The sequence below is a fragment of the Methylibium rhizosphaerae genome (genome assembly GCF_006386545.1).
GTDB classification, from domain to species: Bacteria; Pseudomonadota; Gammaproteobacteria; order Burkholderiales; family Burkholderiaceae_C; genus Pseudorivibacter; species Pseudorivibacter rhizosphaerae.
In genome coordinates, this window is sequence record NZ_SWAR01000027.1 from 114142 (window position 1) to 139061 (window position 24920).

Annotated in this window: 19 protein-coding genes; 10 read left to right on the forward strand and 9 right to left on the reverse strand. The window is 66.5% G+C overall.

Going from position 1 to position 24920, the window contains the following annotated elements; translation table 11 throughout:
- The first annotated feature begins 105 nt into the window (after positions 1-105).
- Positions 106-1155 carry an aromatic ring-hydroxylating dioxygenase subunit alpha gene (locus E8D38_RS18935; protein WP_140634390.1) on the forward strand — a complete coding sequence of 350 codons (1050 nt, stop codon included), beginning with the start codon at positions 106-108 and terminating at the stop codon, positions 1153-1155.
- Complete coding sequence (locus E8D38_RS18940; protein ID WP_140634392.1) at positions 1152-2117, forward strand: PDR/VanB family oxidoreductase; 966 nt, start codon at positions 1152-1154, stop codon at positions 2115-2117. Before E8D38_RS18935 ends, E8D38_RS18940 begins: the two co-directional genes overlap by 4 nt.
- A 10-nt stretch (positions 2118-2127) precedes the next feature.
- Here the strand turns inward: E8D38_RS18940 and E8D38_RS18945 are convergent, their stop codons facing one another.
- The 4 genes from E8D38_RS18945 to E8D38_RS18960 form a co-directional block, all read right to left on the reverse strand.
- Complete coding sequence (locus tag E8D38_RS18945; RefSeq protein ID WP_140634394.1) at positions 2128-3306, reverse strand: vanadium-dependent haloperoxidase; 1179 nt, start codon at positions 3304-3306, stop codon at positions 2128-2130.
- A 54-nt stretch (positions 3307-3360) separates the two neighbouring features.
- Entirely contained in the window at positions 3361-4194 is an 834-nt protein-coding gene (locus tag E8D38_RS18950; RefSeq protein ID WP_140634396.1) for a class I SAM-dependent methyltransferase, read from the reverse strand.
- Between the two features lie 32 nt (positions 4195-4226).
- On the reverse strand, positions 4227-5078 hold the full coding sequence (locus tag E8D38_RS18955; RefSeq protein WP_140634398.1) for an alpha/beta fold hydrolase: 852 nt from the start codon (positions 5076-5078) through the stop codon (positions 4227-4229).
- 78 nt (positions 5079-5156) lie between these two features.
- Positions 5157-8186 carry an ATP-binding protein gene (locus E8D38_RS18960; RefSeq protein WP_140634400.1) on the reverse strand — a complete coding sequence of 1010 codons (3030 nt, stop codon included), beginning with the start codon at positions 8184-8186 and terminating at the stop codon, positions 5157-5159.
- Between E8D38_RS18960 and E8D38_RS18965 the strand changes: the two genes are divergently transcribed.
- The 7 genes from E8D38_RS18965 to E8D38_RS29500 all read left to right on the forward strand — a co-directional run bounded on the left by E8D38_RS18965 (position 8124) and on the right by E8D38_RS29500 (position 16515).
- Complete coding sequence (locus E8D38_RS18965; RefSeq protein ID WP_181179243.1) at positions 8124-11420, forward strand: TonB-dependent receptor domain-containing protein; 3297 nt, start codon at positions 8124-8126, stop codon at positions 11418-11420. The two genes, E8D38_RS18960 and E8D38_RS18965, sit on opposite strands and share 63 nt — an antisense overlap.
- A gap of 105 nt (positions 11421-11525) precedes the next feature.
- A complete protein-coding gene (locus tag E8D38_RS18970; RefSeq protein WP_181179245.1) occupies positions 11526-12299 on the forward strand; it encodes an energy transducer TonB in 774 nt (257 codons plus the stop codon).
- 591 nt (positions 12300-12890) lie between these two features.
- Complete coding sequence (locus E8D38_RS18975) at positions 12891-13256, forward strand: transposase (RefSeq protein ID WP_219851795.1); 366 nt, start codon at positions 12891-12893, stop codon at positions 13254-13256.
- Positions 13257-13536: 280 nt separating this feature from the next.
- Positions 13537-14241: a hypothetical protein gene (locus E8D38_RS18980; RefSeq protein WP_140634408.1), complete on the forward strand. Its 705-nt coding sequence runs from the start codon at positions 13537-13539 to the stop codon at positions 14239-14241.
- A gap of 25 nt (positions 14242-14266) precedes the next feature.
- Positions 14267-15067 carry a hypothetical protein gene (locus tag E8D38_RS18985; protein WP_140634410.1) on the forward strand — a complete coding sequence of 267 codons (801 nt, stop codon included), beginning with the start codon at positions 14267-14269 and terminating at the stop codon, positions 15065-15067.
- A gap of 101 nt (positions 15068-15168) precedes the next feature.
- The gene (locus tag E8D38_RS18990; protein WP_140634412.1) at positions 15169-15792 is read left to right on the forward strand and encodes a hypothetical protein; all 624 of its coding nucleotides are present in this window, start codon (positions 15169-15171) and stop codon (positions 15790-15792) included.
- Between the two features lie 168 nt (positions 15793-15960).
- Positions 15961-16515, forward strand: coding sequence for a transposase zinc-binding domain-containing protein (locus E8D38_RS29500; protein ID WP_425462794.1), 555 nt, complete (start codon positions 15961-15963; stop codon positions 16513-16515).
- On the opposite strand, the gene E8D38_RS29505 is transcribed toward E8D38_RS29500, so the two are convergent.
- The 5 genes from E8D38_RS29505 to E8D38_RS19020 all read right to left on the reverse strand — a co-directional run bounded on the left by E8D38_RS29505 (position 16439) and on the right by E8D38_RS19020 (position 20283).
- The gene (locus E8D38_RS29505) at positions 16439-16804 is read right to left on the reverse strand and encodes a DUF1353 domain-containing protein (protein ID WP_140634416.1); all 366 of its coding nucleotides are present in this window, start codon (positions 16802-16804) and stop codon (positions 16439-16441) included. The two genes, E8D38_RS29500 and E8D38_RS29505, sit on opposite strands and share 77 nt — an antisense overlap.
- Positions 16805-17156: 352 nt before the next feature.
- Positions 17157-18050: a hypothetical protein gene (locus tag E8D38_RS19005; RefSeq protein ID WP_140634418.1), complete on the reverse strand. Its 894-nt coding sequence runs from the start codon at positions 18048-18050 to the stop codon at positions 17157-17159.
- Positions 18051-18201: 151 nt separating this feature from the next.
- Entirely contained in the window at positions 18202-18681 is a 480-nt protein-coding gene (locus E8D38_RS19010; RefSeq protein WP_140634420.1) for a hypothetical protein, read from the reverse strand.
- Positions 18678-19814, reverse strand: coding sequence for a hypothetical protein (locus E8D38_RS19015; RefSeq protein WP_140634422.1), 1137 nt, complete (start codon positions 19812-19814; stop codon positions 18678-18680). Before E8D38_RS19015 ends, E8D38_RS19010 begins: the two co-directional genes overlap by 4 nt.
- A 115-nt stretch (positions 19815-19929) precedes the next feature.
- A complete protein-coding gene (locus tag E8D38_RS19020; RefSeq protein ID WP_140634424.1) occupies positions 19930-20283 on the reverse strand; it encodes a hypothetical protein in 354 nt (117 codons plus the stop codon).
- Between the two features lie 779 nt (positions 20284-21062).
- Between E8D38_RS19020 and E8D38_RS19025 the strand changes: the two genes are divergently transcribed.
- Entirely contained in the window at positions 21063-24857 is a 3795-nt protein-coding gene (locus tag E8D38_RS19025) for a patatin-like phospholipase domain-containing protein (RefSeq protein WP_219851797.1), read from the forward strand.
- Positions 24858-24920: the final 63 nt, after the last annotated feature.

The window sequence follows — 24920 nt, forward strand, 5'->3', positions numbered from 1 at the left end:
CCTAGATTGGATCCAATTGACCGGAATATTTTGACTCAAACCGGCTCGAATGGCCATAATTGGATCCAATCAAGCCAACCATAACCACACCTGGAGACGACGACGATGTTCCCGAAGAACGCCTGGTACGTGGCCGCCACGCCCGACGAGATCGACGGCAAGCCCCTGGGCCGCAAGGTTTGCAACGAGCGGATCGTGTTCTACCGCGGCCCGGAGGGCCAGGTGGCGGCGCTCGAAGACTTCTGCCCGCACCGTGGCGCGCCGCTGTCGCTGGGCCGGGTGTGCGAAGGCAAGCTGGTGTGCGGCTACCACGGGCTCGAAATGGGTTGCGACGGCAAGACCATCGCCATGCCGGGCCAGCGGGTGCGGGGCTTCCCCGCGGTGCGCACCTACCCGGTGGTCGAGCGCCACGGCTTCATCTGGGTGTGGCCGGGTGACGCGAGCCAGGCCGATCCGGCGAAGATCCACCCGCTGCACTGGGCCGAGAGCCCGGAGTGGGCCTATGGCGGCGGGCTGTACCACATCGCCTGCGACTACCGCCTCATGATCGACAACCTGATGGACCTGACGCACGAGACCTACGTGCATGCCAACAGCATCGGCCAGAAGGAGATCGACGAGGCGGCGCCCACCACGAGGACGGAAGGCGACGAAGTGGTGACCAGCCGCTTCATGCACAACATCATCGCGCCGCCCTTCTGGAAGATGGCGCTGCGCGGCAACAACCTGCCCGATGACCAGCCGGTGGACCGCTGGCAGATCTGCCGCTTCTCGCCGCCCAGCCACGTGATGATCGAAGTGGGCGTGGCCCTGGCCGGCCACGGCGGCTACGACGCGCCGGCCGACAAGAAGGCCTCCAGCATCGTGGTCGACTTCATCACCCCCGAGACCGAGACCTCGATCTGGTACTTCTGGGGCATGGCGCGCACCTTCCAGCCGCACGACGCCGAGCTCACCGCGAAGATCCGCGAAGGCCAGGGCAAGATCTTCGGCGAAGACCTCGAGATGCTCGAGCGCCAGCAGAAGAACCTGCTCGCCTGGCCCGAGCGCAGCCTGCTCAAGCTCAACATCGACGCCGGCGGCGTGCAGTCGCGCCGCATCATCGACCGCCTGCTGGCCGAGGAGCGCGGCGACGGCATGGCGGCGGCAGCATGAACAACCTCGGCTTGAGCGTTCGAGTGGCCGGCAGGACGGTCGAAGCCACCGACATCTGCAGCTTCGAGCTGGTGGAAGTGAACGGCCGCGCGCTGCCGGCGTTTTCTGCCGGCTCGCACATCGACGTGCAGGCGGCCGACGGCGTGGTGCGCCAGTACTCGCTGTGCAACGACCCGAAGGAAACCCACCGCTACCTGATCGCGGTGCTGAAGGACGCCAACACCCGCGGCGGCTCGAAGGCGATGCATGAGCAGGTGAAGGTGGGCGACGTGCTGTCGATCAGCACGCCGAAGAACCACTTCCCGCTTGCGCATGAAGCGAAGCGCAGCCTGCTGCTGGCCGGCGGCATCGGCGTCACGCCCATCCTGTGCATGGCCGAGCGCCTGGCGGTGGCCGGGGCCGACTTCGAGATGCACTACTGCACCCGCTCGCCCGACCGCATGGCGTTCCGCCAGCGCATCGCGGCGGCGCCCTATGCGCCGCGGGTGCAGCTGCACTTCGACGACGGCGACGCCGCGCAGAAGCTCGACATCACCGCCCTGCTGCGCGCCCCGCAGCCGGGCGTGCACCTCTACGTGTGCGGGCCGAAGGGTTTCATGGATGCGGTGCTCTCCACCGCCCGCGCCCAGGGCTGGCCCGAGGCGCAGCTGCACTACGAGTTCTTCGGGGCCGAAGTGGTGAAGTCGGCCGACGACGCCAGCTTCGAGGTCAAGCTGGCGAGCTCGGGCAAGGTGGTGGTGGTGCCGAAGGACAAGACGGTGGTGCAGGCCCTGGCCGCGGCCGGCGTGGAGGTGCAGACCTCCTGCGAGCAGGGCGTGTGCGGCACCTGCCTCACCCGCGTGCTCGAAGGCGTGCCCGACCACAAGGACATGTACCTCACGCCGGAGGAGCAGGCCGCGAACGACCAGTTCACGCCCTGCTGCTCGCGCTCGAAGACACCGGTGCTGGTGCTCGACTTGTAGGCCTGCAGCGTCAGAACGGCTGCAGGTGGCGCTCTGCGGCCAGCGCGCCGATGCGTTGGCCCATCGCCGCGCCGGCGTCGACCGAGAAGCGGTAGTGCACGCCTTCGTAGACCCGCGCATCCGACACCTCGCGCACGAAGTCCTCGACCTGGCTCCAGCGCCGCGTGGCGCCCTTGGCAGTCGGGCTCGCGGTGGACAGCTCCGGCATCGCGGCATGGCCCACGTCAGCCTTCAGCACGGCAGCCACGGCGCCGGCCAGGACGGAGTGGCCGCTCGGGTATTCAGGGTGCATCGGGTTGTCGATCATCGGCGCCCAGCTCGCGTCGCGCGCCGTGCCGTCATGGCCGTCGGCATCGCCATTGCGGATGGCCGTCACCGGGCGCCAGAAGTTGTAGTGGTACTTGGCGTCGAACACGCTGATCAGCGCGTCGTCCATCGCCTGCGCGGCCGCGGCATACAGGCGCGCATTGCGGGCCGCGTCGCGCCCCGGCTGCAGCGCCACCGAACGCAGCACGCCGGTGTAGATGGGCGGCAGCGAGTATTCCCAGAACCGCGCGATCTCGGTCTGCTCGGCCGTGCGGCGCGTGCTGTTCTTCGAGCCCAGGGCCTTGATCTCGTTGTAGTCGCGCGCCCAGGTGTCGCTGGTGAGGGCCGGCGGCGGCGCCGGCCGGAACTGCGCCGCATGGGCCATGAGCCAGGGCTTGCGTTGCGGCCATTGCGAAGCGGCGGGCGTGACCGTGGGCACATAGCTCGCCGCCATGGTCTGCGGGCGATACGACTCGGGCGTGGCGGCGCCGTCGTCGGCACGTGCCTTGAGCACTGTGGCGGCGGCGCGTTCGCCGGCCGCGATGCCGGCGGCCCGGGCCGGGCTCTCGGCCATCGCTGCGAGGGCGGCCTGGTAGGCCGCGTCGATGGAGGCCTGCTGCGCCGGCAGCAGCTGGCTCAGCGTGGCGCGGTTGGCAGCGGCCACCGCCGCATCGAGCGAGGCGCGCGCGCCGGCGGCATTCACCGCCTCCAGCACGGCCGTCTGCACGATGGCCATGGCGCGCACGGCGGGCGGCGTGCCGAGCTTGGCCTCGACAATGATCTCGCCGGCCTTGACGTTCCAGTCGGTCACGGCGTCGGCATGGGCCGCCGGCAGGGCCGCGGCCAGCACGGCCGAGGCGAAGAGGATGCGTTGGGTCTGCATGGGTTCGGTCTTTCAGGTTCTTTCGTCAGGGAGGGGAGGCGTCGCCGCGGCCACTCAGCGCCGCGTGATCACCACTTCGAGGTATTCACCGGGCACCACCAGGGAGTCCTCGCCGGCGGTGTTCATCTCGTGGAGCAGGGCCACGATGTCGCGCTCCAGCGCCTGTTGGCCGGCCGTGTCGAGCGCGGCAAAGGCCTTGTGGGTGGGGCCGTAGTAGTCGCGGAACACCTGCACCCAGTGCGCAGCGCTGCCGTAGCGGAAGTTGAAGTGGCGGCGCTGCACCTGCATGCCGGCGGCCTGTGCGCCGAACAGCGCGTCGAGGTAGGCCTCGGTGCCCCACAGTGCGGGCGACTTCAACCCGGCAGGCGGCGGCAGGTGCGCACCGATCACCTTGAAGAGCCGGCCGATGAAGCCCTCGGGCGTCCAGTTGGCCAGGCCGATGCGGCCGCCCGGGCGCACCACGCGCAGCAGCTCGTTCGCGGCGCGCGGGTGGTCGGCGGTGAACATCACGCCATAGGTGGACAGCGCAGCATCGAACAGGCCGTCTTCGAACGGCAGCGCCTCGGCATCGGCCACCTGGAACTGCACCGGCAGGCCTTCGGCGCGGGCCCGTTCGCGGCCCTTGTCGAGCAGGGCCGGCACATAGTCGGTGGAGGTGACCAGCGCGAAGCGGCGGGCCGCGGCCAGCGTGGCGTTGCCGTTGCCGGCCGCCACGTCGAGCACGCGTTCGCCGGCCCGCACGTCGGCCGCCTCGGCCAGCGACTCGCCGACGATCTGCAAGGTGGTGCCGACCACGGCGAAGTCGCCGCTGGCCCAGGTGGCCTGCTGCCGCTGCTTGATGGCGGCGAGGTCGGGTTGGGCCGGGCGGCTTTCGAGTACCTGATTCATGGTGATTTCTCTCTCTCGGTGGGTGTCGTCGATCAGACGAGGGTGGCGGCCGCGACTGCACCTGCGGCCTGGGGGTTCGGTTGGGAGGTGGGTTGGCAGGCTGCGTGGCCGAGCAGGAACTGCACGACCAGCGGGTTGAACTGGGCGGCATGGGTGATGGGTCCCATGTGGCCCAGGCCATGCAGCACTTCATGGCGTGCCGTCGGCAGGCCCATGCGCAGCAGCTCGCCGATGCGCCGGGCCACCGCGGTGGTGCGCGAGCCGGTGGCAAACAGCATCGGCAGGCGCAGCTGCGCCAGTTGCTTCAGGCCCATCGGCTCGGCATACAGCGCATCGAAGTGCGACGCGACACACGGCATGCGCAGCGCGGCCGCCTCGCGCCGGGGCTGCGGAAGGGCCTGCCACGCGTCGGCGCCGGCCCAGTAGCTCATGAAGTGCTGGGCCGCCGCATGGGCACGGCCATCGGCCAGGCGGCTGCGCACGCCCTCCCCGAGCGCGAGCGCTTCCTCGGCTTCGCGGCGGCTGTGCAGGTCACCCTGGAGCAGCCGGAACAGCACCGGCTCGTAGGCCACCACGCTGCGCACCCGCCCGGGATACTGGGCGGCGAGCTTGAGCGCCACGGCGGCGCCGTAGGAATGGCCCACCACGTGCACGCTGCCGGCTTCGCGCCCGAGCTCGGCTGCCACCAGCGCCGCCTCGTCGGCCAGCGACAGCGACCGGTGGCCCGGCCAGTTGCCCTGCGCGCCGTGGCCGTGCAGCTCGACGGGCAGGCAGTGCATGTGCGGCTGCAGCTGCTGCACCAGCGCCTGCCACTGCCGGGCAGAACTGGCGCTCGAGTGCAGCAGCACCACGGTGGCGGGCTGTCGGGTCGGTGTGGGGGTCATCGCTGCTCCTGGATGGGTAGGTCCGAGGCAGCGGACTGTGCGCGGGGGGGCGTTCCGCGAGCGTTCCTCCCAGGGTATTCAGCCGCCTTTTGCAGCCGGCTGTGGCACGCCGCGCAGCCACGCCATCAGCGGCCCGTGGGCCACATCGCTCTCGACCGCGATGCGATGCACCAGCTCCGCCAGCGTCGCCGCAGCCGCCAGCCGCACCGTGGCGTCACCCGGCAGACCCCACCGTTGACGCCTCTCGCGGATGTCCTGCCGCTGGTGGGCGTTGATGGCGGGCTGGGCTTCGGCCAGCGCCAGCACGGCGTGCGCGCAATCGGCGTCGCCCTGGTGCACCAGCAGTTCGGCAAAGGCCACCAGGCCGGCCAGCTGCAGTGCCGGCCGCCCGATGGCCAGGGCCATTTCGAGCGCCGTGCGCAACTGCGCCCGCGCCTCTTCGCGTTGGCCCTGTTGCAAGGCGGTGCTCACCAGCAGCATGCGCAGCCAGGACTCGATGGCGCGGTTGCCGATGGCCTGTGCCACCTCGAGCGCCTGCCTGCCGTGCCGCTGCGCGGCCTCGACGTCGCCATCCTTCACGGCGAGTTCGGTCAGGTTGGCCAGCACCAGCCCCTTGGTGGCGACCAGGCCGTGCCGCTCGCACAGCACCAGGGCCGCCTTGAGGTTCACGATGCCGGCTGCATGGTCGCCCAGGTCCACCTGCAGCGCGCCGAGGTTGTTGAGGCACAGCGCCTCGCCGGCCGCGTCGCCCAGCTGCCGGTGCTGCACCAGCGACTGCATCGACATCTTCAGCGACTCGTCGAAGCGCCCGACGCCCTTCTCGACCAGGGCCAGGTTGTCGAGCAGCGCAGCCGCGTCGCGCGGGTACTGGCCGGGCGGCGACTCCTCCAGCGCCTGCTGGTAGTGCTGCCGCGCCTCGTCATGGCGGCCCAGGCGCAGGCAGCAGGCGCCCAGCACCTTGAAGGACTGCAGCCGCGCATCGCGGTCGCGCGACAAGCGCCTCGACGCGGCCAGCGCCCGCCGCGCGCTCGCCTGCGCCTCGGGGTAGCGGTCCAGCCGGTATTCGCAATGCGCCGCTGCGCTCCACAACAGCGGCTCGATGCGGGACGGGTCGGCCTCGGAGGCGGCTCGCAGGAGCGCAAGGCCCTCGCCCAGGCGGCCGCGATGGTCGCAGTACTGCAGCAGCGCCATCGCGCTGCGGGTGAGCAGCTCGAACTGCCGCCGCGCCACCGCCCAGCCCCAGGCGGCGCGCAGGTTGTCGAACTCGGTGTCCACCTGCTTCAGCGCCTCGCGGTCGGCCCGCTCGATGGCAGCGAGCTGCTGCGCCAGCAGGCGATGGAAGTGCAACGCATGCGCGGACTCGGCTGCCTCGTGCGCATCGGGCTGGGCCTGCAGCCGCTGCCCGGCCAACTGCTGCACCAGCGGGTGCAGGAACAGGCGTGATGCTTCCTTGCGCAGCAGCGACTTGTCGGCCAGGGCCCGCAGCACCGGCAAGGAGGCCGATGCCACGGCCCGGGCGGCCTCGGCGGTGAAGCCGCCGCGAAACACCGACAGCCGCGCCAGCACCTCGCGTTCGAGCGGCGTGAGCAGCCGCCATGACTGCTCGAACACCATCTCGATGCTGGCATGGCGCTCGGCCTGCGCCGCGTCGGGCGCCTGCAGCAGCTCGACGCCCTGGCGCAGCTCGTCGGCGATGGACGCGCATGAGAGCACCCGTGTCCACGCCGCCGCCAGCTCCAGCGCCAAAGGAAGGCCGCCGACCTGCCGGCAGATGTCGACGATGGCCGCCGCCTCGGCTGCCGGCACGAGGCCGGGCTCGACCTGCCGCGCCGCGTTCACGAAGAGGCGTGCCGCATCGAAAGCTTCGAGGCGGTCTTCGTCTTCCTGCTCCGGGCACGGCAGGCCTTCGACCGGCAGCAGCCATTCGGCCGGCAGCGCGAGGCGCACCCGTGTGGTGACGAGAAGCTTGAGCCCGGGGCACTGCTGCAGCAGCGCAGCCAGCTGCGGCACGGCATCGGGGACGAGCTGTTCGAAGTTGTCGAGCACCAGCAGCATCTGCCGCTCGCGCAGGAAGGCGCTCACCTGCTCCAGCGGTTGTGCGCTGCCGGAGAGGCGCTGGCCCAGGTCGCGGGCGAGGCGCCCGCCCAGCTCGCCCGCAGAAGCCGTGCCTTCGAGTGCGACGAAGGCCACGCCATCGGCGAAGGCAGGCGCGACGTCCTGCAACGCGCGCCGGGCCAGGCGGGTCTTGCCCACGCCGCCGGGGCCGATGAGGCTGAGCAGGCGGCAGCCGTCCTGCGCGAGCTGCGAGGCGATGTGGCGCAACTCGACGGAGCGGCCGACGAAGGCATGGTCTTCCGCCGGGGCCGGCGCGAGGCCGGGCGGTTGAACGACCGGGGTGGCGGCCGCGCCCAGCGCGTCGTGCAGCGACTTGAGCGCCGCATCCGGCGCCAGACCCAGCTCCTGCTGGAGCCGCTGCGCAAAGGCCGCATAAGCCTGCCGCGCCCGCGTGCCCTGGCCGCTGCGAGCCAGCCAGTGCATGTGCGCCTGCAGGGCCGCCTCGTCGAGCGGGTCGACCTCGAGCAGGCGAGCAGACAGCTCCACCGCTTCGGCGGCTTCGCCCTCGGCGGCCAGTTGGGACAGCGCCGCGGCCCGCCAGGCGGTGCGCAGGCGATCGCGCTCGAAGCCCAGCCAGCTGGTCCAGGCTTCGCTGGCATCGTCTTCGAAGCCGGCCAGCAACTCCCCGCGGCGCAGGCGCAGGGCTTGGGCGAGCCGCTGCTCGCGCAGGGCCGTCTCGAACTCGGCCACATCGGTCGTTGCATCGACCACCCGCATGGCATGGCCCTGCGATTCGACACATCGCCCCCAGGGCAGCTCCTGCAAGCGGAACAGTGCCTTGCGAAGGTTCGACGAGGCGAGCTTGCCGGGCTGGTCGGGCCACAGCATCGCCGCCACGTCGGCACGCGCGACCCAGCCGCCCTTCAGCGCCAGGAACACCAGGACCTGATGGCGGCGCTCGAAAGGCAGCGCGAGCGGCGTGCCTGCGCCGTGGTCGACGGCGGCATCGACGTCGACCTGCGGGGTGCCGAACAACTGCAGGCGGACAGGCATTGCCAGGGGACCTCCGCTTCGAAAGGAGCGGGCAGCATGCGCGTTTCGGCGGGTGCCTGCAACAACTCGTGGCACGGTGCGGTGAACTTGCCGCCCGCCGGCACCTGCTCGTGTTCACCTGGCTGGCTTGGCTGGCAGCGTTGCTCTCCAAGAAGGCCATCGAATGAACCGGGGACTCGCCGGAGCATCGCGTTCAGCATGGTCGCGGCTCATCCACGCCTGTGCGTTCGAGCACACTATTTCCTCTGCGACAGCCCCCCGCCGAACCGCAGTGGTTTCGCCAGAAGTCGGTCGGGACTTCCAGCTTCGGATGGCTCATCGTTCGCCCCTTCGCGGACGGCCTGTACAGGCGGCCCCGTTCAAGCTAGGAACCCTATGAACTTCCATCGAAAGACTCGCATCGCTGCGGCTGTCGCCGCCCTGGCAACTGTCCTGCCGGCGGTTGCCGCCGAAGAAGAACCGAACCAGCCCACCGAGCTGCAGCGCGTGCTGGTCACCGGCTCGAACATCAAGCGCATCGACGTCGAGACTTCCGATCCGGTCACGATCATCCGCCGCTCCGACATCGAACGCTCCGGTGCCTCGACGGTGGTGGACCTGCTGAAGTCGCTGCCCTGGACCACCGATTCCCTGAACGACAAGACCGGCGGGAATTCGTTTGCCAGCGGTGCATCTTCCGCCTCGCTGCGCCACATGGGCAAGCAATCGACCCTCGTGCTGCTCAACGGTCGCCGCGTCGCACCGTTCGCGCTCGTGGACTTCCAGGACTACTTCACGAACGTGGATGCGCTGCCGCTGAATGCCATCGAGCGGATCGAGATACTGAAGAACGGCGCCTCCGCCATCTACGGCTCGGACGCCGTGGCCGGCGTGATCAACGTGATCACCCGCGAGGACTACCAGGGCTTCGAACTCGGCGCCGACACGCAGAAGTCCTTGAACAGCCGCTCGTTCGGAGAAACCGGCCTTCACGCCGCGGCCGGCGTGGGCAACATGCAATCCGACGGTTTCAACCTGACCGCGTCGCTGGAGCACTACCACCGCGAAGGGGTCACGTGGCGCGAGGTGATCGATCACGCCCCGGAACGTTGGCGTGGGCGCCTGCCTCAGGGTCAGGACCAGCTTTCGGTCTACAGCTCGCCGGGCAACCTCAGCCGGCTCGACGGCAGCAACTGGCATGCAGTGGCCGGGTGCGATGCCAGCCAGATGAGCGACGGCCTGTGCTGGTACGACCGATACAAGGACATGGAAGCCCAGCCGTCCGCCGATCGCACCAGCCTGCTGGTGTCGTTCAAGGCCGCCGTCACGGCGGACGTCACCGCGTTCGGGGACTTCATCGGCACCCGCACGAAGACCACCTACAGGCTCGATCGGCCGACCTACTCGAGCGCGGACCGGCCACTGCTCTGGGCCAACCCCAGCACGGCCCAACTGGACTCCTTCCACTCCTTCGCGCTGCCTGCCACCCACCCGCTGAACGATACCGGCGAGGACGCGGTGCTCACCTACCGCTTCGCCGATGTCAACCCGAAGCAGGACACCAGGAGCCAGAACTACCGCCTGGTCACGGGCCTGCGCGGCAACACCAACGGCTACGACTGGGAAACGGCCCTGACCTTCGCACGCTCGACCACCGACCTGCAGGATCGCGGCACGAGCTACAGCCGCAGCGGCTTCAGCCGGATGATCGGGGGCACCACCAACCTGAGCGATCCGGCTTCGCCCGTCGATCCGAACTTCTTCAACCAGCCGGGCGGCTATCGCATCGGCCAGCAGAACAGCCCCGAAGTGCTGAACGCCCTGTTTCCGCTGCTTGGCTCTCGCGGCAAGCTGACCCAGGTCGCGGTCGACGGCAGGATCTCCGGTCAGCTGGGTGACCTTCCGGCGGGGCCGATCAGCTTCGCGACCGGCTACGACCTGCGCCATGAGAGGTCGGTCATCGCGTCCACCAGCAACATCCTGAGCGGTGACATCGTGGCCTACGGGGCAGGCGAGACCGACGGTGCCCGCACTTACGGCGCGGTGTTCGGCGAGCTCATCCTGCCGGTGACGCAAAACCTGGAGAGCCAGCTGGCCACCCGCGTCGACAAGTTCCCCGGCTTCGGCGCGCACCTCTCGCCCAAGGTCGGCCTGCGCTTCCAGCCCACCAAGGACCTGCTGCTGCGTGCCACCGCCGAGAGCGGGTTCCGCGCTCCCAACCTGACCGAGGCAGCGCCCTCCACGCGGACGGCGTTCGAGGGTGCGACCGATCCCCTTCGCTGCCCCGGCGCACAGGCCTATGCGAACGACCTGAGAGCCCAGGCGGAGAGCCTCCCGGCGTCCGACCCCCAGAGGGCCGAGCTGCGGGCGACCGCCGACCAGGCGGTGAGCAACGAGTGCGCGGCCAATGTGGTGGGCGTGTCCCGGCACAACCCGGCCCTGAAGCCGGAAGTGTCGCGTGGCTACTCGCTGGGCCTGCTGTTCGAGCCGCTGCACGACACAAGCTTCACCCTGGACTACTGGAATCTGCAGCGCAAGAACGAGATCGGGCTGCGCAGCGTCTCGGACATCGTGAACGGGACCGGCCAGATCGCCCCCGGCGCGACGATCAACCGCGACTCGCTCGACAACGACCCCACGTTCACCTCGGCGCAGCTGCAGCAGCAGTACGGCATCACGGCCGGCGCGCTGACCGGTGTCATGCGGCAGTTCGAGAACACGACGCGCACACGCACCGACGGCATCGACATCGGAGCGAAGACACGCATCGGCACGCCGATCGGCAGCCTGGAGCTGAACCTGCTCGGCACGTGGCTCCACCGCTTCCAGCGCTACACCAGCACTGCCGGGTATGGAGACAACCTGGCCGGCCAGTACGGCTTCTCGCGCTGGAGCGCGAACCTGAGCGGTGCGCTGACCAGCGGTGCCTTCGTCAACGGACTGAAGCTGACCTACCGCAGCGGCACCAAGCTGCAGGACGACGCCTCTGACGCCGTCTGGACGACGCAAGGCTGCGCCGACAACTTCACCTTGTCAGCCGCCGAGTGCCGGGTGGGCTCCTACGTTCGGACCGACTACTTCGTCGCCTACAGCGGCATTCGCAACGTGACCCTCGGCGCGTACGTGACGAACCTGTTCAACCGGGCCACGCCGTTCGATCGCAAGGCGTTCTACTACGCGGGCGACCAGACGCCACCGGTCGAGGACGTCCAAGGCCGCACGCTGCGCCTGGCCCTGGACTACAAGTTCTTCTGACGAGCAGCCGGGAGGCCGACATCCCCGGATCGGCCTCTTGTCCATCGATCCTCCAGAGCCAGCATGGGTCCATCGCGTTTTGCCGCTCCGTCTCGCGTGCCGTGCATGCTGTACTGCGCGCTGCTCCTGGGCGCCGGCGGCCTGCAGCCGGCCGCCGCCCAGTCCGACCCTTCGACGGACCCCAGGTTCGCCGAAGCCGCCGAGCGAGCGCGCCTCGAAGGCGACAAGGTCTTCCGGCGGATCTTGATCAACGGACAGTTGCCCAAACGGGCCGGGCAGGCCGCTGCAGAGCCGGCGGCGGCAGCAGCGGCAAGGCGCACCGCGAACCCTCCTCCTGGCAAGGCAGCAGCTCCAACGGCTGCTGCAGCACGCCAGCAGACTGCGAACGCGGAAGCTCCATCGCGGACGACCGGACCCTCGGCCTCACCCGTGGCCCGGTTGTCCGCCGCGCCGTCCTCTGCTGCCGCTTCGGCGCCAAAGCCGCCGGGTGCAGCATCAGCCCCGCCTGCCGATGTGCCGGCGACTGCGACTCGCCCGCTCACGGCCGAGGCCCGCCCAGACACTTCGGACGGCCCTGCGGCCACCACGGCACAGGCAGCCGCGCCCGAACAGGAGCAGCCGCTGATCCTGGTTCATCAGGTGGACCCTGACTTCCCGGTCGCCATCGTGCGGCGCCAGAAGAAAGGCGCAGTGACGGTCCGCTTCGAGGTGCAGCTCGACGGCAGCGTGAACCAGCCCGAGGTGATCAGAAGCAGCAATCCGCGGCTGAACCCGGCCGCGCTCGCGGCAGTGGCTCAATGGAAGTTCGAAGCCTTGCTGCGGCCGCAGACCGCCTCGGCGGAACTGGCGTTCGACTTGCACCAGTCGTTCGACCAATAAGGCGGCTCCCGAAGGAGAAACAAAAAAGCCAGCAAGTTCGACGACTTGCTGGCTTTCTGTTTTGGTGGGCGGTGCAGGGTTCGAACCTGCGACCCCTGCCGTGTGAACCCAAGTGACAGACATCGGCCACAGTGGTTTACGAGGGGAGCGACCGCCACGGACCGCCCGAAAACGCGCCTGTCGGACCAACTTTTACACCGGAATTTACACCGGGCTACGACGTTCAATCCTGCAGCGCCTGCTGAAGGCGCCAGCCGCATCCCGACTACCAAGTGCCGCTGTGCAGCGTTCTCGGTCGCTCGGGCGCGAAGGCCGGACTGACGCTGGCCGCTATCAAGCAGTCGCTGAGACTAGCGACCGCGCACGGAACGAAGGTCAGCAGTACGAGCTACAGCGGTCGTGGGCCTACAGCGTAGCCCTCAGCGCCGCGGCCGACTGCTTCTCTTCGTTCTGAACTTGCGCTGGCGACCCTGAAGAGACATCCGCTGTGCTGATCTCGGCGCCCCGAAGCAGCCGTTCGGACCCACACCGAGGCCCCCGAAGTTGGCCCAGCAGCGGAGGGCACCCATCGGCAGGCAGAACTCCGCGCGATTGAGGCGCCGGACAGACGAGGCCGACAGCGGCGCGGTCACGCTGATTCAACGATTTGGATCTGCGGCCAATCTCAACATTCACCTCCACTGCGTGGTGCTGGACGGCGTGTACCGGCGCGGCACCGACGGCGCGCCGGCATTCGTCGAAGTACCTGCGCCGACCGACGCAGCGCGGCAGACGGTGTTGCACAAGATCATCACACGCATGATGACGCTGTCACCCGCAGGGGGGTGTGGGTCGAAGAGGAGGGTTCGACCTACATGGCCGACAACGATGCTGATTCGGACGAGGCCCGCGCGCTCAGGCCGCTCCAGGCCGCAGCGTGTACATACCGCATCGCCTTCGGCCCTCGCGCCGGGCTGAAGATGTTGACTCTACGAGGTGCGATGCCACGTGAAACCGTAGCGAGCCAGCCCCGGTGCGCCGACATCGACGGACTCAGCTTGTACGCCGCGGTGCGAGTCGAAGCATGCGACCGCAGGCCTTAGGGCCTAGACGCCGTTCTCCCCCTTGCGCCGCGCCAGCTCAGCGATCCGGCGGACGCCTGAGGCGCGGGCTCGTCCTCAATGCGCATGAGGCGCCCGCAATGGCGGGCACACACAATGGGCTTGCCTGTCCCCCCATCCGTTCGTAGGAGGTGCTCATGAGCCTGACCGAATCGCAAGCGGTCTTTGCCAGCGTGCACGAGACCGCGATCAACGACTTCGTGGCCGCCTTCTGCAGGGCGCGGCCCCGCTACCTGAACTACGGTTCGCCGGCCTTCACGCCCATCACGACCGTTGCCGAAACCCAGATGGACGCGATTGCCTTTCCGGGCTTGGCCGGCGGCATCGAGTGGCGATTGCGGCTCGGCATTCCGACAATCGACCTGTTCAAGCAAAGCCATCCCCTGCCCCCCGAGCTGGCGCTCGGCCCCGGCCAGTTCAGCCTCCAAACCGAGGCGGAGCTCTGCATCGAGTGCCGCAAGATCCGCATCGATCCCAAGCCGCCGCGCCCGCCGCGCGGCAAGGACAACCCCAACGAGCCGCCGCGCGACGACCGGCCGCATCCGATCGCCGAGCTCACCTGTTTCCGTGTCCGTGTCTTCGCGATCGGGCACCTGGAGCAGGTCGTCACGACGACCGGCGAGGATGCGATTGCCTTTGCCGTCGACGCGGTCGAGATCGTGGACATCCAGCCGGCCGAGCTTGAGAGTTTCCTCGAGTGCTTGCTGTTCATGATCCTGCAAGCCGTGCTGGCCGGCATACGCCTGCCGCTCAGCGCGCTCCGGGCCGACGCGTTCCCGCTCGCGCTAACCGTCGGCCCAGTGATCGAAGACGATCAGATCAAGGCACGCGGAACCCTCTGATCCCACGTACTCCGGGAGAGCAGCCATGCCCGAAATCATTGCAGCGGTGGACGAAACCAGCGCCAACAGCCTGATCGACACCGCGATCGGAGCGATCCCGCCGCAGTCGGCCAGCGGATCGAGCAGCCTCGGCCCGTTCGTCGTCACGTATGGCGTGAGCGCGACGCTGGTGAGCGGCGATGTCGACCTGCGGGCGCCCGACATCATCGGCCTGCGCGATGTACGCGTGAACTTCACGCTCAACTTCAGCTTCGGCTTCGACCTGAGCACGATCCTGCCCGACTTCTGCCTGCCGCAAGTCTGCGTCCGCATCCCCTGCGTCGGTCGGGTGTGCACGCCGCGCATCTGCATCGACTGGCCGACCATCGCGATCCCCGTCTCGTTCAGCGACTTCGTCGAGGCCGATGGCGACTTCCGCCTGCTGGCAACGCTGAACAGCGGCGTGTGGAAGGTCGAAGCCCAGATCGTCGGCCTGCCGAGCTTGCGGTTCGGACTCGCGACGGGAGCGCTGCTGCTCGCGATCGGCGCGGCCGCAGCTCTGGTCCTCGCGCCGATCCCGTTCATCGGGCCCTTCCTGGCGATCGCGGTCAACGCGATCCTGCTCGCGATCGGCATTGCCGGTGTGACGGGTCTGCTTGGCCCGATTCTCACCCCGTTCGTCAGCGGCCTGCGGATCCCGATCCATGAGGTTCCGCAAGTCTTCGAAGTGCTGCCGATCGAGGGGCCCGTCGATCCGCGCGTCACCGTCACGATCGACGCCATCGCTGCCGAAGTGCGCACCAGCGACGAGGACGAACTTGTCATCACCGCCGACATCTCCGCCTGAAGGAGCAACAAATGCTTGAACCCGCTTCCTCGCGCATCTCCGCCAAGCCCGGCTGCTGCGAGCCCGAATCCAACACGCCCTCGCGCGCCATCGGACTCAACGTGCTCGACAGCCGCGCGATCGGCCGGGCGAGTTGCTTCGCACAGCGCTTCATGCGGCCCGGCGTGTACGAGTACGTCGTCGTGCCCGGCCACGGCCATGCGCTCGCGGCCGAATATCCGTTCCGCGTCGTCGTCGACGAAGAGAAGGGGCGAGAGATGACGCAGCACGACGTGCTGGTGAAGGATGCCACGCGTGGCTTCGACGTCGACCGACGGGAAGTCCGGATCAACACAGGTGACCTGGTGCTGTGGAGCGGCGCCGGGCGCACTACCGCGGCCTTCGCTGTCGTCGGCGAGCACGACTTCTTCAGCAGCGCGCGGATGGTGAACGAGTGCGGCTACAGCCACGCCTTCGGCGCGGCCGGCGAGTATCGCTGGATCGACGCCCATGGCAGCGGCATCGGCGGTGTCGTGCGCGTCCGCAACCCCCAGGCCGACGATCCCAAGGCGTTCGCCGAATGGCAGCGCGCGCTCGGCGATGGCGCGCTCGTCATGATCCAGGACGGCAAGGTCGACCGGCAGGAGATCGACATCATGACGAGCCAGACCGTGTTCTTCGCCGTCGTCACCGGCCCCGGCATCTCGATCACCGACGCCCGGCTGCTCGACATCAGCCGGCGTTGAGCAGCATCGAATCGTCCATCGCGATGGGGAGACGATCCGGCGCCGCGCTACCCATATTGCACTGACCGACAAGCTACGCGTGGGCGCCAATGTCGGCCCGAAAGGCACGAGATCACATCACGGCCGTTGCAGTTGAGTGCCTTGTCGTGGCCACGCGCTTCATGACCCATTGCCGAGTTCGACGCCTTCCTCGAATGCGGCATCCTGGCGCACGGCTTTCTGAGGCTTCGCTGCGGTGACTGCTGGCACGACAAGCTGGTCGCCTTCAGTTGCAAGCGCCGCGGGTTCTGCCAGTCATGCGGCGCCCGGCGCGTGGCACAGACGGCGGCGAACCTGGTGGACCTTCCCCACGTGCCGGTGCGCCAGTGGGTGCCGTCGCCGCCGATCCCGTTGCGCCTTCGGGCGGACCGGTCTCGAGGCCGACGAAGCCCCAGCGGCGCGGTCACGTTGATCCAGCGCCTTGGCTCGGCGGTGGCCAACCTCAACATCCACCTGAACTGCCTGGTGATGGACGGCGTGTACAGGCGCGGTGCCGAAGGCGAGCCCGTGTTTGGCGAGGTGCCCGCGCATAGCGACGAAAAGCTGCAGGCGGTGCTGCACAAGATCATCACCCGCATCATGAAGCTGCTCACCCGTCGGGGGGTACTCATCGAAGAGCAGGGCCAAACCTATGTGTGTCATGCGCGGTTCTCGCCTTCGTTCGACAGTAGTTGTCGTGAATGACAGACGCGTTTATGTACTCGCCTTCGAATGGTCCCCCAATGAACGACCAAAAGAACTGAGGGATTGCCGCACCATCCACTTCTGTTTGTGCTGGCGCTACCCATTGCAGGCCATTTGGGTCGTCAAATCTGAAGTCGTTCTGCAACCTAAACGTTGGTCGAGGCTTTGCTTCAACGTTGAAGACGCCGCGGAGCTCGTCCAAGAACTTGCCAAAGTACTCCTGAGAGAGAGCGGCTGAAGGAATGGCAGCAGGAAACACTGTGAGCACAAGCGAACGAGCCCTGTTCATGGTGTCCTCCTAAGTGTCTGTCGTGGCCTCTGCGATGCCTAGCATTGGGGTTGCGCGGACTACCGGACTACAACAGCGCAACTTGCAGCGGCCTGCGGTACTGACCAAGATTTCCCTTCGATCACGCATTCAGCGCGGGCGCTGTTCGTTGATCAACCTTGCGCACCCGCGCAAGCCTTGCGCACTGGCTGTAGGCCAACACTCGCTGGTCCGCGCCGGTGCGCCTGAGCCTCATGAATGCGACGTCTCGCTGTGACTATTGGCGCCCGACGTTCGGCTGTCGATGCTCGGCTGAGCCGCCGTGAGCCTGTGAACGCAACGACGGCGTTCTGGAAGAGCTGAGCGCAGATGGTCATGCGGCCCCAAGGGCAGGATTGCACTTGCGGCGGCGATGGCGGACAACGATGGCCATCACCAGTCCAAGTCCCCACATTGAGTAGGTCGCGGCCTCCGGCACTGGAGCAGCCACGCTGAATCGAACGTTATCCAGGGCCAGAACACTTGGAACGGTCCCCTCGAGGCGCTCTGAAAGCGCGAAGCCGATCCAGTACAACCCGGGCCCGGGAACCGAGATTGACCTGCTGTGCCAGCCCGTCTCGAGGTTCATTCCCCCGCAATAGCCGCCCTCTAGCCCTTCCGTGTAGTAGCGCGAACAGAGGTCGACGCCACTTGTCATGAACGATCCGGAAAACGATTCGTAGTAGTAGAACCAATCATTCTGACGGTACGTTCCATCGTCGGACCAAAGCGAAAAGTAGGCCGTATCGTCTACCCCAATCTTGTCCCAGTCGAAAGTGAGTTCGCCGGCCTGGGGCGCGTAGAAACTCGTCCTGATCGCGCCGCTCTCTCCTACGCCGGCTGCTGTCCAGTAGGGAATCGGGGGCATCGATTCCAGGAAGCTCCTTCGGTCAGTTGGCAAGCCCAGAAACTCACGGGAGAAGGAAACGTCTGGGCTCGACACACCTGAGTAGGGGTGCTCATTGGTCGTGGTGTCGCATGGCCAAGAGCGACCGGCCGGGGCGCCTTCTAGCGGAGGATTGAGGCGGTCGCACATGGTCGAGATGAACGCCATGTTGGGGCCCTGCGTTGGATCCAGACCAATCGTCGAGGTCTGGATGGATACGTCACCCATGTAGCCCCAGTCGCCCAGCCCCTGTTCAAAACCACTCAACACCCTGGCTTGGACAGGTGCAGACAAGGCAACGGTGCCGACCGCAACTGCAATGACAAGCGAGCTTGTCTTCATGACGCGACCCTCCGCACAGTTTTGACAGGTTCGAAATCGCGACTCCTGACTTTCCGCGTCAGCTGCTCGTTCTGTAACCCCGCAAATCGGTGGATCCCCGCGGCGGCAGATGGCGGATGGTCAGTTCGGTGATCTTCATCGGCAGGAAGAATCACCCAACGGCCGATGCTGCCGAGGCGGGAATCGCTGGCGGGACAGCCTTGTCTCTTAGGTGCCGGGCTTCCTTCAGGCGCGTCTGCTGATACTCGACCTTGCATTCGTTGAACTCAACCTGCGGCGAGTTCTCATGCTTGCGCAGGACCATAGAGGCGCGTTGTTTGCAAGCATGCCCAACAAAGCGTCTCCAACTTGTCTGCAGCAGATCGAAGGACGCATGGCGCTGTTCCGGCAAGGACTTCTTCACCGTCGCAACGTATTGCTCCACGAATCGGTCGGTTCTTGCGGCCTTTTGCATGGAGGCCTTCAACCTTATGTCCCACTTGCAGGTGTTGTCCTCGGGGCCGCACCTTCTTTCTGCCTGCGCCGCGCGCCTGTCGACGTCTTTTAGCACGTGGTCGCGCGTCGGCTCAGCGGCGATAGCAGGTATCGCCAGCGCAAGGAAGGTCCCTATGGAGAAGAACACCTCCTTCATCGGATGGGCACAAGCGGCTCGGAAGCCGCTCCATACTGAAGGTTGAGGTTGGTGACATGCTCCATGCGGCCGTCAGAGAATTCTTTCCGCCGTCCGGTCACCGCGTTGATCCACAAATTCTCAGACACCCTAAAGCTGAGCCCTACTGCGTGTTGATCGCGGTGGGAGCTAGTTCCTTCACTTCGGGCTGAAGTGCGCGAGGTTTCCAAGAACAGGGCCCGACGCGCGGACCCGTAGGTAAGACGTGCACCCAGTAGCGTCTGAGTCTCCTCTGCAAGCTCGCCCCCCGCTGATAGATCGAGCTTTGATGCGCCGCTGACCCGCCGCGCGTGCACAGTCAGCATTGCGCCTCGCTCCCAGCGCGACGCGGTGTGCTGCTCGCTGCATCCTTGCGGGCCTGGCGTAATGCAATCGTAGAAGCCGCTGTCAGAGCCCAGCGTGCGCCGCAGCGCCGCTAGCCCTTCGAACCCATATTGCGCTGAGAGCCACCACCCAGTGCCGAATTGCAACCGCCGCTGCTCGCCGTCCGACTCGCGGCCCCGGCCCGTCATCACTCCGACTGCAAGACGTGACCGGTTCCACAGTTGCGGCTCGCGCGCCGCCAAGCACGCCTTGTACTCCTTGGCTGCCAAGTCGTCCTGAAGTTCATCCTCGGGGGCGAAGTCGCTGGTTGAGCCGTCGGCTGGGATCGGGACGCCGCCGTCCGGAAGCGGCTTTGAGCGGGCTCGCTCCAACATGCCGGCCTGGACGCGGTTGATGCACTGCTGGAGACCGTAGGAATACGCCGGGTCGCCGAGGTCAGCCAACACAACGGACAGCGACAGTCCTGTGGCCGTAATCTCCGCTTCGTCGACCTTACGTTTGCCGGATGCCAGGCCCAGCGTCGTCTTGGTGAGGGCCCGGAACCACGAGTTGCTCCGGTACTCGCGGAAGCTCAACTTGCCACCGCGGACGATGTAGTACGGCGTGAACTCGACCGCGCCGTTAGGTTTGCCGGTGCCATTGAAGAGCCCGGACACCCCAGCTTCGAACTCGCGCCGATTCTTGGGCATCAGCACGCTGTCCGCGCTTAGGCCGACATGGGTGGCGGCAGGCGATGTGGGTATGCTGAGGTCCGCGGTGAATTCGGCCAACTGGTCCTTCAGCGACTTGTCTTCGGCGTCAGCCGGCGCGGCGACGCCAAGCCCGAGCAAAGCAAGCCCACTCGCAAGTGTTCGGAGGAGTGCTGACGTAGGCATAAGGATGGCCTCATGCAAGGTTTAGCGTCATCGAGAAGGTCTTGGGGGCGCCGGCTGCGTTGCCACGCTTCTTGAAGGAGCGTGGACTGCCAGGTATGTCGGAATGGGTCAGTTCAATGGCAACTTCAAACTGTCCGTTGCCAACCAAAGGCACGACTACAAAGATCAGCCGCAGTTGCGCTTTCCCGGAGACCTTGCGCCCAGTTAGTTCGACGCACTGCCGTTCCAGATGTGCGTCGACAATTGTTTGGTCGCCCTCCTGGCTGGTTCGCCCATCGACGAACAACGTGGCACTAACATCGACATCGGCCCCACCGTTGGCAACGGCGCACACCTGCAAGGGAGTGGATCGGAAGTCGGCCATGGCAGCATCCTTTTCACTGACGCCGCGCAGCGTATGTTCGGATGGTCTTAAGGGCATCCACAAGGTGGATGACGCCGGATCTGCCGCAAGTTCCGCCCGTGGCGAACGTTGAGCGTCCGCTGTTCGGACTGATCACCGCTGGCTTCACCCGGCCGCTTTGGGTCGGGTGCGTAAGTAGGTCGACCAGACAAGCCGTCATGCGGCCGACGTGCGATCCGAGGTGGCGTCCGGTCAACGTTTGAATGTCAGCAGCACGCTCAGGACCGGTCGGCCGCAAGGTACGACACCGATGACGCCATTGACCGCGATGTGCCCGACACGGTGAACACACCGGTCAAGGTCGACTCCAGCCGGGCCGAAAGGCAAGTCCATGGCTGATTCTGTTGAATCGTGCCGCGCACTCGTGGCCATCTGCGGCGTGACGCCGCCCACTCTCGGCCGTACATGCAGCCGCATGTGTCTGCGAAGGTAGATCTGGTTCATCTGTGCCCCCAGAAACAGGATCGCCTGCTGAGGCGAAGCGGCGTCACCCGGCGGTCCCCGCAGCGTCTACGGCCGAGACAGTTCTGGCGGCGCTGTCTTCGTAGTCCTGGCGGCTTCGGGTTGGCTGCCTGGCTCATGTTCAACCTGCATCGCCCACGCAACATCTGAATTGGGGAGGCGCCGCGTTTCTCCAAGGACTACGCTGTCTCGCTCGTCGCCCGCGGTTCACAAAGGGATGCAGGCCTGCGTGTGGCCCAGCTTCCGGCTGCGGGCGGATGCCAGTTGCGGAGGGACCCATGGCAGGCAATCGCCCGGAAGCAGGTATCGAACCCAAAAGCATGAGCGCGCACTACCAGCGTCGCAGGGAAGTGCTCGCGGACAAGGAGGGCCTGTCAGCCCGACCATGGGGACTGGCGCTCTCCGGCGGTGGTATCCGCAGCGCGACGTTTTGCTTTGGTTTGCTAAAGGCATTGGCGAGGAACGATCTCTTCCGTCGTTTCGACATACTTTCGACGGTGTCGGGCGGTGGCTACATCGGGTCTGCCGTTGGCAGGCTGTTTCATGAATCCGGCAGCACCCCCGAGCGTGTCCAAGCGGCACTTGCTGACGCCGGTACGCGGCCGTTCGGCGTGTGGCTGCGGGCCAATGGGCGATACCTGATCCCGCGAGGCACGAAGGACCTCATCTTCGCAATCGCCAACTTTGGTCGGAACCTCGTCGGCATTCACATCGAACTAGCGTTCCTCTCGCTGCTTCTTGGCGGTTTCCTGGTCGGGTTGGATTTGGTGGTTTGGGAGTGGGCCAATTGCATCTTCCAATCTGGCCAGTGCTGGCGGCCCGGGTGGATAGACGTTGACGTCCTCGCGCTCCTATCGGGCCCACCACCGATCTGGCTCTTCCTGCCTTTTGTGGCATGGGTCGGGACTGCGCTTGCCTGCGCCTACTGGGTACTACCAGCCCGCAAAGGAGATAGCTGGGTCGTGCAGCCTCTGGTGACAGCCGCGTTGGCAGTGACTGGCATCGTCCTGCTGGTCAGGCACGCGACATCCGCCCTGTCAGGACTACCGCACATCACCGGCACGCTCGAGTTGCCGGGCGAACTTGTAGTAACGGCTGTGGCGCTGCTCCTGGCATGGATCGCCGGCATCGCCATTGCTACTTGTCTGGCATTCAGCGGCAAGGAACAGGACCGCGTCCGCAATCGGCTGACCGCCTCACTGTCGGTAACGCTGAGCGTGGGTCTCATCGTGGCTGGACTCGGCGTAGCGGACTACTTGGCATGGTCCATCGGGAACATCGACGCGGCAAAGCAGGGGACGTTCGGAGCGGCACTGGCGCTCGCGGTGGTCGCGCTGCGAGCGGCATTGCCCAAGATCGCCGATCTTCCAAAGAGCCTAACGCCCGGCACGAGGAGGAGCGTCCTGTGGCTGATCAACATTGCCGGGCTGCTGCTGCTCGCGCTGGTAGTCATCTTCTGGATGAGCTGGGTGCACAGGGCAACGTCGGATGTCTTGTTCGTAAGGCGGCCGCCGGAACTCAGGTTTCAGCCGTCCTATGAGGCGCTACTTTGGATCGTCATACCGCCAGTGCTGTTGGTACTCGCCTCCCTTCGAAATCGGGACTTCTTGAACCGCTCGTCGCTGTTCACGTTCTACCGAGCTCGACTTGTTCGAAGCTATCTGGGCGCCGCCAACCCCGGCCGCTTCGAAGCGGCCGATAGCGGCGGAAGCTGCGTTGACAAGGCCCGGGTCGGAGCGCCCAAGGTGCTCGTCGCCAGTGTGCACGCAAAGGACGATGTCGCCATGGAGAGGTATCAGCCTCACATGCAAGGCGGGCCGGTCCACCTGATCAATGTGTGTGTCAACCAGACGCGGGATCCAAGGGGTGGCCTGTTCAATCAGGATCGCAAGGGCCTCCTCCTCACGGTCGGGCCCAACGGCCAGATGTGCACCACGCCGAACGTATGGCGGTTTCCGCAGGACAAGGCCCGCCTCACCCTCGGTTCGTGGATGGCCATCTCTGGCGCGGCGGTCGCACCCGGCCTGGGCTCATCAACCCGTTCGGGTGTGGCTGCAGTGCTGATGCTTGCCGGCCTCAGATTGGGCTACTGGTGGGACAGTCTGAACTTTGGAACCAAGCCGAGCGAGCCGCCAAGGCGGCCCGTCACCAAGTACGAGCAGTTCTTCAGCGAACTGCGCGGGCGCTTCGACGGAGATCAAGGGCGTGATTGGTTCTTGAGCGACGGCGGCCACTTCGAGAACACCGCCGCCTACGCGCTGTTGCGCGAAGAATGCGAAGTCATCGTCCTCGCTGACTGCGGTGCCGACCCCCGCTACGCATTCGGAGACCTGGAGAACCTGGTTCGAAAGGCGCGCATCGACCTTCAGGCAGACATCACCTTCCTGAGGCCGAAGTCCACAACGGAGGTTGCCGCCAGAAATCCGGACGCCGACACCTTTGGGGACTCAGTCACCCTTTTCGGATCGCTGAACGAGCTTGCCTCAACAGATAGTCAGGCCTGCCTCGCCTTAGCCCGAGTGACATACGGTCACTCGGAGCGCGTCGGTCACATGGTGATCGTCAAACCGAACATGTGCCACGGTGTTCCTGTGGATCTCGTGAACTTCAAGGCAGACAACCCACTGTTCCCGCAGGAACCCACGACCGACCAGTTCTTCAGTGAGGCACAGTGGGAAAGCTACTACCAGCTCGGGCAAACGCTCGGAGCAAACATCAGCCAGAAGGTGCTCTGCAATCTGGCGGCATTTGCCACTCAGCACTTCGTCGACGACGACGGGGCGATGCTAGTCACTGACGCCAAGGGCGAGCAATCCGTCCAATACTCATCCAAGAGGCTCTCGTCCAGAATCGCGGCAACCGGAGCTGTTTCCGCCTCGGTGAGCCTTGGTGCTGTGACCACCATCGGACTGGCGTCATGGGACGCGGTCAACAAGGAGCTGAGTTCGATGTCCTTGGCTTCTCGCATCGAGCCAGGCACGTACAAGGAGTTGACAGACATCTTCGGGAAGCTTAGCCCAGTCCCGGCCGGAGCCTCGGCCCCCGACGCCAGACTTGGCGAGATGGCAACGGCGCTGCTTCGTGTCGGCGACGCCGTCTGCAACCCAAAGAACCTCGCTGCGTTCAGGCAATCGGAGTTGATGGCGCTGATGGTGGCGCGGACGAAGCAAGCTTGCCGCGACTCGGCCGCAGCGCACGCCTCCTGCAGCGCCTTGCTCAACGACGACAAGGTGTCGGCATGCCTGCAAGACAAGCCGCGGGTTGCCTGTGTTCCAACCTACTGGACGCGGGACTACAAAACCGATGCAACCAAGCCTTCCAACTGCTGGGACCCGGCGGCACTGCCAATTCAGGATGGCGTGGACATGGCGTCGAGCGCGATGCCACCTGCAAGACCGGTCAGCGAGGTTGCCAGCGCGGCGTCCGCCACGGTGACGGGGCAGGCCCCGAAGCCTATCGGGGAGCGAAAGTCGCCTGTCTGCACTGGCAAGACGATCTACCTTCAGATTTACGGTCCGGAACTGCGGGACTCAGTTCGTCTGCTGAGAGAGCCATGGCGCGCCCTGGGCGCCTCAGTGCCTCCGGTGGAGGATGTCTGGGACAGTGCGCGCCGAGCGGGGCGGCGTTTGCCCCAGCCGTATCAGGTGCCCACGGTCATCTACCAGCACGAAGCCTCCAAATTGTGTGCTGAAGCGTTGCAGCCAGATGGCGCCTTGCCTCCCTGGCAAGTTCGGCCGGTGCCAGCGGGGATGGCCGGACGCCACGACGTCATCGAGGTGTGGGTTCCACCGGTCGGGCAGAACGCTGGACAGGCTGCTCCGGCGGAGGCCTTCTGCTATCAGGAAGACGACCGCAACCCCGGGCCCCAGCGCTACAGCGTTCATTGTCACGCGACGCAGGAGGCGTGCGTGTCCGCTCGAGGTGAGAACACTAAGCGGGTCCAAACGGAGTGCAGGCAAACCTCATTGACACCAGGCGCGATGGCCTTCAGCAGAGGCTGGGCTGGTTCCTGGTATGCGAGCGGCCCCAGCGCTTTCGGTGCACCGTTCCCATCTCTGCCTGACGCCAAGTAGCGCATCTGTCGGTCAGCCCGCCAGGTTCGACCTGGTCTGCCAAAGGCTACCTGTGGATGCCCA

Bases quoted from the DNA above. Each gene is read 5' to 3' on its own strand.
- E8D38_RS18950 (WP_140634396.1), bottom strand. From the start codon at position 4,194: ATGAATCAGGTACTCGAAAGCCGCCCGGCCCAACCCGACCTCGCCGCC.
- E8D38_RS18955 (WP_140634398.1), bottom strand. From the start codon at position 5,078: ATGACCCCCACACCGACCCGACAGCCCGCCACCGTGGTGCTGCTGCAC.
- E8D38_RS19025 (WP_219851797.1), top strand. From the start codon at position 21,063: ATGGCAGGCAATCGCCCGGAAGCAGGTATCGAACCCAAAAGCATGAGC.
- E8D38_RS18945 (WP_140634394.1), bottom strand. From the start codon at position 3,306: ATGCAGACCCAACGCATCCTCTTCGCCTCGGCCGTGCTGGCCGCGGCC.
- E8D38_RS18985 (WP_140634410.1), top strand. From the start codon at position 14,267: ATGCCCGAAATCATTGCAGCGGTGGACGAAACCAGCGCCAACAGCCTG.
- E8D38_RS18960 (WP_140634400.1), bottom strand. From the start codon at position 8,186: ATGCCTGTCCGCCTGCAGTTGTTCGGCACCCCGCAGGTCGACGTCGAT.
- E8D38_RS19020 (WP_140634424.1), bottom strand. From the start codon at position 20,283: ATGGCCGACTTCCGATCCACTCCCTTGCAGGTGTGCGCCGTTGCCAAC.
- E8D38_RS18935 (WP_140634390.1), top strand. From the start codon at position 106: ATGTTCCCGAAGAACGCCTGGTACGTGGCCGCCACGCCCGACGAGATC.
- E8D38_RS18980 (WP_140634408.1), top strand. From the start codon at position 13,537: ATGAGCCTGACCGAATCGCAAGCGGTCTTTGCCAGCGTGCACGAGACC.
- E8D38_RS18970 (WP_181179245.1), top strand. From the start codon at position 11,526: ATGCTGTACTGCGCGCTGCTCCTGGGCGCCGGCGGCCTGCAGCCGGCC.
- E8D38_RS29505 (WP_140634416.1), bottom strand. From the start codon at position 16,804: ATGAACAGGGCTCGTTCGCTTGTGCTCACAGTGTTTCCTGCTGCCATT.
- E8D38_RS18940 (WP_140634392.1), top strand. From the start codon at position 1,152: ATGAACAACCTCGGCTTGAGCGTTCGAGTGGCCGGCAGGACGGTCGAA.
- E8D38_RS19010 (WP_140634420.1), bottom strand. From the start codon at position 18,681: ATGAAGGAGGTGTTCTTCTCCATAGGGACCTTCCTTGCGCTGGCGATA.
- E8D38_RS19005 (WP_140634418.1), bottom strand. From the start codon at position 18,050: ATGAAGACAAGCTCGCTTGTCATTGCAGTTGCGGTCGGCACCGTTGCC.